Raw genomic sequence first — 12,029 nt, 5'->3', positions numbered from 1 at the left:
CCCTGATAACGGTTTGTAGCGGGGGTATAGGTCATGTTTGCTTTATAAAGTGGCTTGAAGAATGATTTTGGTTGACAAATCTATCTTTAGTCCCTTAAAGACTTCGCCATAGATCTAAGCTGGTTCGACTCAATTTATTCATGATAAAGTTTAAGTCCGGTAAAAATATGAAAAGGATTGTGATCCAGATACATTAAGAACATTTCATATTCATTAGAAAAGAACCGGCCCTTACTTTATCATTTGAACAGAGCTCAGCACGCTACTATAATTTCGTTATCAGCGAATTAGAGTGATTTCTGCGGCTCTGATACGTCAGCATTATTTCCCTCGAACTTTTCCTCACCATCCTCAATAACGGGCTTTCGGTGCCAGTAGGATGCAAGCAAGGAACCTGTAATATTCATGAATGAAGAAAAGATTACCGGCGCCAAACCTACGGTCGCTATTTTCCCCATTCCCTTTGCCAGGCCTGAAGCCAGGCCACCATTCTGCATCCCAACTTCTATGGCAATTGTACGGCAATCCCGCTCGTTCATTTTAAACAACCTGCCAGACCAGTAACCCAGCAAATAACCGCACACATTGTGTACAAGTACGAGCACAACGAGAATAAGACCTACGTTCAATAAACTATCCCTTCCGGCTGCTGTGATGATCACGATAATCCCGATAATCCCGAACATAGAGAGGAATGGCATAGCTGCATCAAACCACTTCATTTTTCCGCTAAAGAGCTTATTGAACAGCAATCCCGCACCTATTGGGATAATGACCATTTTTAGAATATCCCACATCATATGCAGCACGTTGATCTCCACAAACTGACCTGCGAGTAGCTTCATTAACAAAGGGGTTACCAGTGGTGCCAGCATCGTTGAAATAGCAGTAATGGTGATCGATAGCGCCAGATTCGCCTTCGCCAGATAGGATATCACATTAGATGCCATTCCGTTTGGCGAGCATCCGATTAGGATAATTCCGGCTGCAATCTCCGGACTGAAATTAAAGAAGCTCATCCCTGCATTAGCCAAGCTAAAGCCTAACAAAGGCATAATAATGAAATGGCTGACCACGCCAATGAAAACTCCCTTAGGAGCTTTAACGACGCCGACAAAATCATCAAAGCTCATGGAGGTACCCATGCCGAACATGATCAATTGTATTAGAGGAATAATAAGCGCGGCAAACTTGAACCCGTTCCATTCAACAAAGAGATGTGGATAGAACAAGGCTGACACTGCCGCGGCGAAGATCATTACTGTATATGAGTAACCTTTCAAAGAGTCATATCCTCTGAATCCGGTAGCCAGCGCTAAAAAGGCCAGGACAAGGAATATCCCTGATCCGGGCACGTTGCCCGAGAATGCTACGCCGATTGATACGAGCAGAAAGAGGAGTGCCAACACGAGTATTGACTTGTAGATAGTTCTTTTTTTCATCGCTTAGGTTTATAGCAAAGCCGGGGTGATTATTCCGGCTTTGCATGAGACTGGTCGTTAACTATTCGAAATATGGAAGGCCCGGAATTGCATATTTCTTGAGTCCTTCTTCGTTGATATCGACTCCGATGCCGGGCTTGTCTGATACCGTTAGAAATCCCTTCTCCACCCAGGGCTTATCGTAGATCACGATATCCTTCCACTTGGCATCCACGTCAAAGTAAGTCTGCCATTCCATGATCTGGAAGTTGGGAACCGACACACAGCAGTGGGCGCATGCCATCGCTCCCAGGAACGAGGCCACCATATGCGGAGAGAAAGGAACATAATAGAGGTTTGCCAGGTTGGCGATGCGCTGCCCTTCGCCCAGACCTCCCGTCTTTTGCAGATCGGGCATGACGATATCTACCCCGCCATCAGATAGAAGGCGGCTGAAGCCGTAAGCCAGATAGACATTTTCACCCGTACAGATGGGCGTGCTTGTTTCTTTGGTGATGTGTTTATAGGCATCTACATTGTCTGCGGGAACAGGTTCTTCGAGCCACATTAAATTAAGCGGCTCCATGAGTTTGGCGACGCGATGCCCCGTAGTTGCATCATAGCGGCCGTGCATGTCCACGCAGATGTCTATTTTATTGCCAACTGCTTTCCTCGCAGCAGCGATTGAATTATACATCCGTTCGAGTTCGGCAGGACCGGCTGTCCAGTTGAAACGATCATATTTCGCGGGATCATTCCCTGCATCTATATCAAACTTGATGGCGGTATATCCCTTTGCCACCGAGCCTGCGGCTGCTTTTGCATAATCCTCAGGAGTAGGCAGATTACGGGTGTACAGGGCGGTATCGCAATAAACCCGGCACTTGTCGCGGAACTTCCCTCCCATCAGCTGGTAAACAGGCAGGCCCAGCGCCTTTCCTGTGAGGTCCCACAAGGCGGTTTCTATAGCAGAAAGAACGGCGATATACACCCCCGATTGTGCTCCCCCGAAGAAGGCTCCTTTTCTGAGTTGTTCGATGAGACGATTGGGATTAAGCGGACTCTGGTTGGTGATCTGCATACCAAGGCGCTTTACCAGGTGGTAAGTTCCGCCGACGGCATCAACTCCTTCGCCATAGCCGGTAATGCCCTGGTTGGAGCTTATCTTAACGAAGAGACTGCCTGCTGAAAAGGCACAGTTAACGGCTGTAATTTTAAGGTCTGAAGGCGCGGAAGCCTTTGACGTACGTTCATTTGCATCAATTAATCCTTGCCCCCAGCTAAGTGCAGGCGCACTCAATATTCCCGCCCCGGCCAAAGCAGTTTTAGTTAAAAAGGAACGCCGGTTCTGTTTTAATGACATATTATTCGGTTTATAATTTGAGGATGTTATATGCTGATTACCAGGTGCGGGATTTGAGAAGCTCCTGGATCTGTTCTTTCGGAACAGGAAGTTCATCAATATGTGCGTTGAGCCACTTGGAGAAGTCGCGCTCTATTTCTTCAGACCAGCGGGCATCGATCTGTCCCGCGGTATATTTACCTTCTCTAAGTCTTTCATGGCCAAATAAATCCCGGAGACGAACAACCTCGGAGGTCTTGACAACTTCCTCTACCAGGTGTGCCGGGATGAATGCTACAGCTCCATCGCGTCCCAGGACGACATCGCCCGCCATCACTGTTGCGTTTCGGATGCGGGTAGGACGGTTGATCCCGATCAACATCGTATTCAGAGCATTTGGATTGGGATTATGATAAGATGGATGATAGCTGGTAAAGAACGATGTAAAGCCACCCAGTTCCTTCAATCCTGATATATCGCGTAGCGCTCCGTCGTAGACGATGCCGTTACCCGTTTTTGCGTATATCGCATTGGCTACGTTGTCACCAATAGTCGGCCCGTCAATGTGTGCACCGAACTGATCCGCCACATATACATCCCCTTTCACAAGAAGATCAACCGGCCAGCTATTTTGCCCGCGCTTGCCTTCTTTCTTTCCACGATCATCAATGGCTTTCCAGATATCAGGTCTTCCGGGCATGAATGTAGCGGTAACGGCTCTTCCCACCAGTACGCTGTCCCTGTTGATTGTTTCCCAACCTTCAGCATACTGATACGCGTAGCCTTTATTTTTCATCACGGCCCATGCTTCTTCGTGCGTGACCAGTTTAATTCGCTTCAACAGGTCGTCTGCTACTTTGGGGCGCCCATCTGCAAAACGTTCTCCTTTCCATAGCGGTGTCAGGAACAGCATTTCATCTTTGGAGATCTGTTGTGAAAAAGTCCGCAACGGCATGACTGCCATAACAGCCAGTGCCAGAAAAATGGTAGATTTCATCATATTCATGGTTAGTTTTTTTATTTAGGAACTAGCAATAAGGTTCTGTATAACGAGCACCCCTATCAAGCCAATAATGGATACCATACTCTCCATAACTGTCCATGACAGAAATGTCTCTCTCAAGGTCAGATTGAAATACTCTTTAAACATCCAGAAGGCTGTGTCATTCACATGAGACCCGAAGAGGCTCCCTGCGCCAACGGCTAGCACGAATAGCTCAGGAGGAACACCCGTCTGCGCTACGAGCGGGAAAATCACGCCTGCAGCAGTTAATCCTGCGATGGTAGCAGACCCAAGACTCAGCCTTAATCCTGCAGTGATCAGCCATGCAAGGACTAGAGGAGGTAACGGGCAATCCTGCATCCAGGAGGTGATCTCCACACTGAGGCTGCTGTCGACAACAATCTGCTTCAGCATTCCGGCACTTCCAATGATCATCAGGATCATCGCAATTTCTTTCACCGATTCGGCATAGCTGGTCATCAAATCTTTTAAGCTGATCCCTGCAGACAGTCCCAAACTGATACTGCAGACGATCAAAGACAAGAGCATCGCAATTGCAGGTTGACAGAGGAAGTCGGCCGTATCTTTAAGCACTGGATTTCCGTTGCTCATGAATCCAAGCACTGACCCAAAGGCAATAAAAAGCACCGGGGACAATGAGCAGCAAACAGCATTTACAATTCCGGGAATCGAACCCTCACGGGGCGCCGGCACCACGATCACCGAAGATTCCCTATCCTGCCTTTTTCTGAAAAAAGAAGCAAAAAGAGGACCCGCAATAACGATGGCAGGAACGGCAACAATAACACCGTATATGAAGGTTTTTACCAGGTCAGCTTTGAATTGTATGGCAAGTACCATGGCAGCGGGATGAGGAGGCAAAAAGCCGTGCATCACCGAAAGCGCTGTGAGCATAGGCAAACCAATATAAACCTTGGATAGTTTGTAGTGATAAGCCACGGAAAAAATGATAGGCACCAGTAATACGAACCCAACGTTATAATACAGTGGGATACCCACCACAAAGCCCGTAAAGGCCATTGCCCAGGTTATGTATTTTTCGCCAAAAAGCTCGCGGATAGTTCCTGCGATGCGATCTGCAGCTCCACTCTCACCAATCAAACGGCCCAGCATGGCACCAAGTACGATGATCACCAGAATGGAACCCAGCGTGTCTCCTACGCCCTTATTCACTGATGCAACTACATCTTTGACCGGCATGCCCAACAGCAAACCGCAAAGAAGAGAAACGACAAGAAAGGCCAGGAACGCATTCCACTTAAATCTTGCGATAAGAAGAATAAGAAGGGTGATGCAGGAAACGAGAATAATCATGCTCATAGGCGGGGAAGTATCTTAATGTGAATCACGCAACACCTCATCTCCCGATTTACCTGTCAGGAAGTCGAGATCGGCTCCCTTGTCAGCTTGCTGAACATGTCTTACGTACATTCCCACATACCCCCGGTCTGTTACATAAGCGGGTTTAAGCCAGTTTTTTCGTCTGAGCGACAGCTCCTCGTCAGACACATCTACATTGATCAATCGGTTCCTGGTATCGAGCGTAATCATATCTCCGTTTTGTACCAGTGCCAGGTTTCCTCCGATGGCTGATTCGGGTGACACATGCAGAATAACAGTCCCGAATGCAGTACCGCTCATCCTTCCGTCGGAAATTCTGACCATATCGGTCACTCCTTTTTCAAGAAGCTTCTTGGGCAGTACCATGTTCCCCACTTCCGGCATTCCTGGATATCCGACAGGCCCTACGTGTTTGAGTACCATCACGCATGTCTCATCAATGTCCAGGTCAGGATCATCCACCCGGGCATGGTAGTCCTCAATATTTCCAAAGACCACTGCCCTGCCGGTATGTTGCATCAGTGCCGGTGTGGCAGCAGATGGCTTCATCACAGCACCATTTACAGCCAGGTTTCCCTTCAGCACGACGATTCCGGCTTCGGGAATAAGAGGTTCCTCATAGGTGGTGATCACTTCACGGTTATGGCACCGGCACTTTCCAACGATGTTTTCTCTGTGCGATCTCCCATTTACCGTAAGCGTGTCAAGGTTCATCTTGTCGTTTAGCTCGTTCATGATTACAGGAATGCCGCCTGCGTAGTAGAAATCTTCCATCAGGAACTTTCCTGATGGCATTAGGTTTAAAAGCAAGGGAATACTACTTCCCAGATTATCATAATCTTCCAGGTGAATATCCACTCCGATACGTCCGGCAATCGCTGTCAGATGGATGATAAAATTGGATGATCCACCAATCGCCGCATTTACCTTGATGGCATTCTCAAACGCATCGCGTGTCAGGATCTTCGACATACGCAGATCTTCTTTCACCATTTCAACGATCCGTCTGCCCGACATTCTGGCTAAGACCTTTCTCCTTGAGTCAACGGCTGGAATAGCCGCTCCTCCCGGGAGGCACATACCGAGCGACTCTACCATACAGGCCATGGTTGAAGCCGTGCCCATTGTCATGCAATGACCGGCACTTCTGGACATGCAACTCTCTGCAGCCAGGTATTCGTCCTGTGTTATTTTACCTAATTTCAGATCGTCTGTTAATTTCCATACCGCAGTACCTGATCCGATCTGTTCGCCATTATAGTGGCCGTTTAACATCGGTCCACCCGGAACAACGATCGTCGGCAGGTCTACACTTGCAGCTCCCATCATGGTAGAAGGAGTAGTTTTATCGCAGCCCGTCAGGAGTACTACTCCATCCATCGGGTTCCCTCTTATAGATTCCTCCGCATCCATGCTCGCCAGGTTGCGAAAGAGCATGGCAGTAGGTTTCAACAATGTTTCACCTAAAGACATGATTGGAAATTCTACAGGAAAGCCTCCCGCCTCAAGAACACCCTTTTTTACTGCCTCGGCAATGTCGCGGAGGTGAGCGTTACAGGGAGTAAGCTCAGACCACGTATTGCAAATTCCGATCACGGGCCGACCGTCGAACATGTCATCCGGTATACCCTGATTCTTCATCCAGCTTCGGTAAAGGAAACCCATTTTACCTGTTTTTCCGAACCATTCGGAGCTTCTGTAAGCACACATAAATTTCGGTTATATAATTAGTTAGTACGTACACCATTCAATAGACGCCAGATACCTAGCGGATTTTCGTCCTTCAATTCATCCGGAAGCAGTGAGCCGGGAAATGACTGGTAACAAACCGGCCGGGTAAACCTGTAAATAGCAGCGGTGCCGACCGATGTGGAACGGGAATCACTTGTTGCAGGATAGGGTCCTCCGTGTACCATTGCGTGGCTGACCTCTACCCCGGTAGGAAAACCATTTATCAGCACTCTCCCCACCTTCTGTTCGAGGATATCAAACAGCTCTTTATATTCTTCCAGATCTTCATCAGTAGCATGCACGGTAGCCGTAAGATGACCGGAAAGATTTCTGGCAAATTGAAGAAGCTCATTCTTAGATGGCGTGTTGACTACGATGCCTGAGGGGCCAAATAATTCTTCTTCCAGGGTTGGGTTTTCGAGGAAAGCAGTATAGTCAGCGGAAAACAGCGTTGGAACGGGATGTTTCTCCGCAGCAGTACTACTGGCAAGTACCGCAAGCCCCTGATGAGCGCTTCGCTCCTCAATTCCCTTCGAAAAAGCTGAGCCGATTGCTTCAGTAAGCAGCGGATGTGTGCTTGCCTGGCTAATGCTATCCTTTAATGCAGAACGGAATACATTGGTTTCCTGAGAACTATCTTCCTCATAAACCAGAAGCCCCGGGTTAGTGCAAAACTGCCCCGCTCCTAGTGTAAGTGACTGCACATAGGCAGCTGCTATTTTCTCATGATGTAGCTTAAGGGCACGCGGTAATACAAAAACAGGGTTTGAACTTCCCATCTCGGCAAACACCGGGATAGGATGCGGCCGCTTAGACGCAGCATCCATAATCGACCTTCCTCCCTTAAAGGATCCTGTGAAGCCCACAGCTTTAATGGAGGGATGTACAACAAGCGCTGCGCCGGTGGTAGGCCCGTCGCCATGAACCATGGAAAACACACCTTCGGGGAGATTAGAAGCTTTTGCTGCTCTTAGAATGGCTTTGCCAACCAATTCGCTCGTCATAGGATGAGCTGGGTGGGCCTTGAATACAACAGAACAGCCAGAAGCCAGTGCGGAAACAGTATCTCCTCCGGCTACAGAAAAAGCAAATGGGAAATTGCTTGCGCCAAATACAGCTACGGGACCCAGAGGAATGAGCATGGAACGGAGATCCGGCTTAGGAAGTGGAGCTCTGTCGGGAATAGCAGTATCAATTCGTGCATCTACCCATGACCCTTCTTTAATAACGCTCGCAAACAGCTTTAACTGGTTGACGGTACGTACTACCTCTCCTTCCAGCCGTCCCTGAGGTAGAGCAGTCTCTGATCCGCAAATCCGAACCAACTCGGCAGCATCCTGCGTTAACTCATCAGCAATCCTAAGCAAAAACGCGGATCTATCCTGACCAGAGATCTTGCGGTATATAGAAAAAGCGCGCTCAGCTAATTCAGCAGCCCGATTTACTTCATCGGATGTGGCTTTGTAAAAACGAGAGGGAGATTCAGTACCGGACGAAGGATCAACCGAATGGAAATATTCATTCCCCTCAGCCGATTCCTCATACCCGATTAACTGCTTTCCATTGATAGTGTGGATATCCATATTCAATTATTGTGAAACTGTATTGGTTAGTGTACCGATGCCTTCGATGCTTATGCTAATGTTGTCTCCAACAGCAAGCGAAAAGTCGTCTGATGGAACAATTCCGGTTCCCGTCATGAGGAATACCCCACTGGGAAATGACATCTCCCGAAAAAGATAAGAAGAAAGCTCCGATAAGGATCTTTTCATTTTACTCAACAAGATTGTGTCTGAAAAAAGCTCAACATCATCACGCTTGATTGAGAGACTTATTTTTGTATCCTGGTTGATAGGACTTTCCGGCACGTACAAACACGGCCCTACGGCTGCGGCGCCATCATAACACTTTGCCTGAGGCAGATACAAGGGGTTCTCACCTTCGATATCGCGGGAAGACATATCGTTTCCAATTGCATATCCTTCTATAGAACCTTCTGAACACATGAACAATGTTAGTTCTGGCTCAGGAACATTCCACTTAGAGTCTTTACGGATGCGTACCATTCCATTATGTCCGGTGACTCTGTAGGGCGCTGCTTTGAAGAAAAGTTCAGGCCGCTCTGCATCATATACCCGCGAGTAAAAATCTCCTCCGGTGGCATCTTTCGCCTCTTCTATCCGCGCTTCCCGGCTCCGGAGATAGGTCACGCCAGATGCCCATACTTCCTGGGAATTCAATGGCGCCAAAACGGTCTCCGGAATAGCTAATTCTGTTTGGTTGGCCTGGGGGCAGTTATTTATTTCCTCAAGCAAACAAGAGTATAAAGAAGGTCGATTGATAAAGCTGTCCCAATCACGGTCGGGAAATGAATAAGATTTGTTCGAAAAGTTAACTAGAATCGAATCTGGCGTGCGATATACATGCATAATTGGTTTAAAATTTAGTCCGAAAGAAGCGACCCTCACAAGGGATGCCTGCGTCAGTTAGTTTATGTATGCAAGTTTCACATTTTATACAATCAGCGATTCCAATAAAAATCGCCGTTGATTTTTGTACAAAAAAGCTGTTCTTATTGCGTAAACTTGTGTTGAGACATACAATCCTTGCCAACCACTAACCATGTAAATGAACCAATTCTTACTGCAGCAGGGTACCTCACGGGAACTGGAACGCTTCCCTCACCTGATTGAGTTTGCATTAAAGCGAATTAACACTGTCCAACTGGATGAATTTTATCAGGAGGCTCCTGATTTGATTCGTGTATATTACATTATTGAAGGTAAATTTGAGTGGCAGATACAGGATCAGAACCACACGCTTTATCCGGGCGACGTATTACTGGTACTTCCTAAACAGAAACTAATGGGTCAGGAACGCATCCTCAATGTTGGAACCTTATGTTGGTTGAAGATCAAGGTATCGAACAGCTCCAACCAACCCAGCATGAGTAAATGGAGCGGGCTCACTCATCCGGATATTCAGCAAATTTGGCGAACCCTCAATATCAAGCACGGCCGTTCCATCATGAAACTCAAGGACGCAGGAGCCCTGTTTAACGCTATCTACGTGGAGTTAATGAATCGCGAAATTGGCCACTATACGCGTATCAACTCCATGCTGGCCGAGCTGTTTATTCAATTCACCCGGAACATCATCAATCAAAGTACCTCCACCCGCGATTTTCCGCAGATCTTCCTGAAACTTGACCAGACGCTGCGTCAGAATCTGGGACATCAGTGGACGGTCGAAGAGATGGCAGCTATAGCAGACATGGGGACGACGACCTTTACAGAGAAAGTGAAAAATTATTCCGGGTTCTCCCCTCTGAACTATCTGATTAATATTCGAATTTCGGAGGCAATTAAGCAGCTGAAGAAATGTGATGCCAATGTAACGGAGATTGCGCTAAGCACCGGATTTTACTCTTCACAACATTTTTCAACAACATTCAAGAAATTAACAGGTTATACACCCAGCCAGTTCCGTAAAAAGAATCTATCTGAATAATATGAATTGCATCATTACAATCGAAATGGGTACCAATGCTGTCAGGATCTTTGCATTTAAGACCGACGGAACGTTGATTGGCTCCAGCAAAGGACACTACCCTACTTTTCACGACGAACAGGATTATAGCGAGCAGGACCCTGAGCAAATGTTCATAACCATGCTGTTTGTTCTGAAAAACCTTTTAATAGAGAAGATTCATCCCCAAAAATATCGTGTGGACAGCATCTGCTTTTCCGCATCCATGCATAGTCTACTTGCAGTAGATAAAAATGGGGTACCTATCGGGAATGCAATAACCTGGGCCGATAACCGGGGGAAGAAAGAAGCGACTGAGCTTAAGAACTCCGATCTTGGTAAGGAGATTTATAGGCTGACGGGGACACCACTTCATCCGATGTCGCCTCTTGTTAAGATTGCCTGGATTAAGAACAACTTACCCGATAAGTTTAAAAAAACATGGAAATTCCTGTCTATTAAGAGCTACGTTATCCAGCAGCTGACCGGCCAGTATGTTATCGACCAGAGCATAGCTTCAGCTACAGGTCTTTTTAACATACATGACTTGCAGTGGGAGCAGAAATCGCTTGATTATGCAGGAATTAACAAGGATAAGCTTCCTGATCTATGCGAAGTTTTCTTCTCTGATCTAAAGCTCAGAAAGGAATATCTGAACACGCTGAAGCTCGACCCCAATACGCAAATAATTGTCGGCTCGAGTGACGGATGTATGGCAACGCTTGGCGCGGGAATATGGGACGGCAATAAAGCCACCATTACGATCGAAGACAGCGGTGCTTTGCGGGTGCTGAGTAATAAACCGATCCACGACGAGAATCAACGGTTGTTTAATTATGTACTAACCAGCAAGCACATCATATCAGGAGGACCAACCAATAACGGAGGCCTGATCTTTGACTGGTTTAATACCCAGTTCGGTGATCTTAAAACCGGCTTCAATACTGACCTGTCGGCCGAAGGTCTGATCGAAGAAGCGGCAGAGGTCGCTGCAGGATCAAATGGCGCTATATTCTTGCCGTATTTACTTGGTGAACGTGCTCCAATCTGGAATCCTAATGCCCGTGGAGTTTACTTTGGGCTGAATATTCGTCATCAGCGTAAACATCTGATCAGAGCAACCATAGAAGGAATTCTGTACGGCATTTACAACATTGGAAAATCCATGGAAGCACATCGCACAATTGACTCGCTGTCCCTCAACGGCAGTTTCGCCACCATCCCTTTTTGCGCTCAGATGATCTCAGATATTTTCAACAAGCCGGTGGGCATTATCAGCGAACGTAATAGCGTCGGTAAAGGAGCGTTTTTACTTAGCGCCATTAATATGGGGATTTATCACAATATAGATGAGGCGGCGCGATCCGTGACACTTCCTGTTGATTATAAGCCCAATAAGCAGAACCACAAAACGTACTGTCAATACTTTAAAATATTTGAGCGACTCAGCGTAAAGCTGGAGGATGAATTCGAGGCAATCTCCGCGCTTCAGCAGGAAAACGAATTGTAACAACATGGCTATCTTTGTATAACATCCACCGCCGAAAATATTTGGAAGTATTTAAACACTTGCGGCTATACTTTTACTATCGGAATAAAGATCATAAATCTAACAACTAACCTTCTTCCGAATTATGGCCGC

The 12,029-nt window shown here is 47.0% G+C and carries 9 protein-coding genes; 2 read left to right on the top strand and 7 right to left on the bottom strand.

What is annotated here, in order from left to right:
• Window positions 1-287: 287 nt before the first annotated feature.
• From ACO1NU_RS13520 to ACO1NU_RS13490, 7 genes are all read right to left on the bottom strand, one after another.
• A complete protein-coding gene (locus ACO1NU_RS13520) occupies window positions 288-1,442 on the bottom strand; it encodes a bile acid:sodium symporter family protein (protein ID WP_448819022.1) in 1,155 nt (384 codons plus the stop codon).
• Between the two features lie 61 nt (window positions 1,443-1,503).
• Entirely contained in the window at window positions 1,504-2,784 is a 1,281-nt protein-coding gene (locus ACO1NU_RS13515; protein WP_448819021.1) for a mandelate racemase/muconate lactonizing enzyme family protein, read from the bottom strand.
• A 37-nt stretch (window positions 2,785-2,821) separates the two neighbouring features.
• On the bottom strand, window positions 2,822-3,769 hold the full coding sequence (locus tag ACO1NU_RS13510) for an RraA family protein (RefSeq protein ID WP_448819020.1): 948 nt from the start codon (window positions 3,767-3,769) through the stop codon (window positions 2,822-2,824).
• A gap of 15 nt (window positions 3,770-3,784) precedes the next feature.
• Window positions 3,785-5,107, bottom strand: coding sequence for a gluconate:H+ symporter (locus ACO1NU_RS13505; RefSeq protein WP_448819019.1), 1,323 nt, complete (start codon window positions 5,105-5,107; stop codon window positions 3,785-3,787).
• Window positions 5,108-5,122: 15 nt separating this feature from the next.
• A complete protein-coding gene (locus tag ACO1NU_RS13500; protein WP_448819018.1) occupies window positions 5,123-6,838 on the bottom strand; it encodes an IlvD/Edd family dehydratase in 1,716 nt (571 codons plus the stop codon).
• A 17-nt stretch (window positions 6,839-6,855) separates the two neighbouring features.
• Window positions 6,856-8,442 (bottom strand): aldehyde dehydrogenase (NADP(+)), encoded by a 1,587-nt coding sequence (locus tag ACO1NU_RS13495; RefSeq protein ID WP_448819017.1) that lies wholly within the window; start codon window positions 8,440-8,442, stop codon window positions 6,856-6,858.
• Between the two features lie 6 nt (window positions 8,443-8,448).
• Window positions 8,449-9,174 (bottom strand): fumarylacetoacetate hydrolase family protein, encoded by a 726-nt coding sequence (locus tag ACO1NU_RS13490; protein ID WP_448819016.1) that lies wholly within the window; start codon window positions 9,172-9,174, stop codon window positions 8,449-8,451.
• A gap of 313 nt (window positions 9,175-9,487) precedes the next feature.
• On the opposite strand from ACO1NU_RS13490, the gene ACO1NU_RS13485 reads away from it, so the two are divergent.
• Together ACO1NU_RS13485 and ACO1NU_RS13480 are read left to right on the top strand one after the other, a co-directional pair.
• The gene (locus tag ACO1NU_RS13485) at window positions 9,488-10,369 is read left to right on the top strand and encodes an AraC family transcriptional regulator (protein WP_448819015.1); all 882 of its coding nucleotides are present in this window, start codon (window positions 9,488-9,490) and stop codon (window positions 10,367-10,369) included.
• A 1-nt stretch (window position 10,370) separates the two neighbouring features.
• Window positions 10,371-11,897, top strand: a complete 1,527-nt coding sequence (locus tag ACO1NU_RS13480; RefSeq protein ID WP_448819014.1) for a gluconokinase — start codon at window positions 10,371-10,373, stop codon at window positions 11,895-11,897.
• Window positions 11,898-12,029: the final 132 nt, after the last annotated feature.

The organism is Arcticibacter sp. (genome assembly GCF_053551015.1).
Note: the sequence above shows the minus strand (reverse complement) of the source record. Positions and strands in the feature narration are given on the sequence as shown.

Coding starts and splice junctions, on each gene's coding strand:
- ACO1NU_RS13520 (WP_448819022.1), bottom strand. CDS start 1,442: ATGAAAAAAAGAACTATCTACAAGTCAATACTCGTGTTGGCACTCCTC.
- ACO1NU_RS13515 (WP_448819021.1), bottom strand. CDS start 2,784: ATGTCATTAAAACAGAACCGGCGTTCCTTTTTAACTAAAACTGCTTTG.
- ACO1NU_RS13485 (WP_448819015.1), top strand. CDS start 9,488: ATGAACCAATTCTTACTGCAGCAGGGTACCTCACGGGAACTGGAACGC.
- ACO1NU_RS13500 (WP_448819018.1), bottom strand. CDS start 6,838: ATGTGTGCTTACAGAAGCTCCGAATGGTTCGGAAAAACAGGTAAAATG.
- ACO1NU_RS13510 (WP_448819020.1), bottom strand. CDS start 3,769: ATGAATATGATGAAATCTACCATTTTTCTGGCACTGGCTGTTATGGCA.
- ACO1NU_RS13480 (WP_448819014.1), top strand. CDS start 10,371: ATGAATTGCATCATTACAATCGAAATGGGTACCAATGCTGTCAGGATC.
- ACO1NU_RS13495 (WP_448819017.1), bottom strand. CDS start 8,442: ATGGATATCCACACTATCAATGGAAAGCAGTTAATCGGGTATGAGGAA.
- ACO1NU_RS13505 (WP_448819019.1), bottom strand. CDS start 5,107: ATGAGCATGATTATTCTCGTTTCCTGCATCACCCTTCTTATTCTTCTT.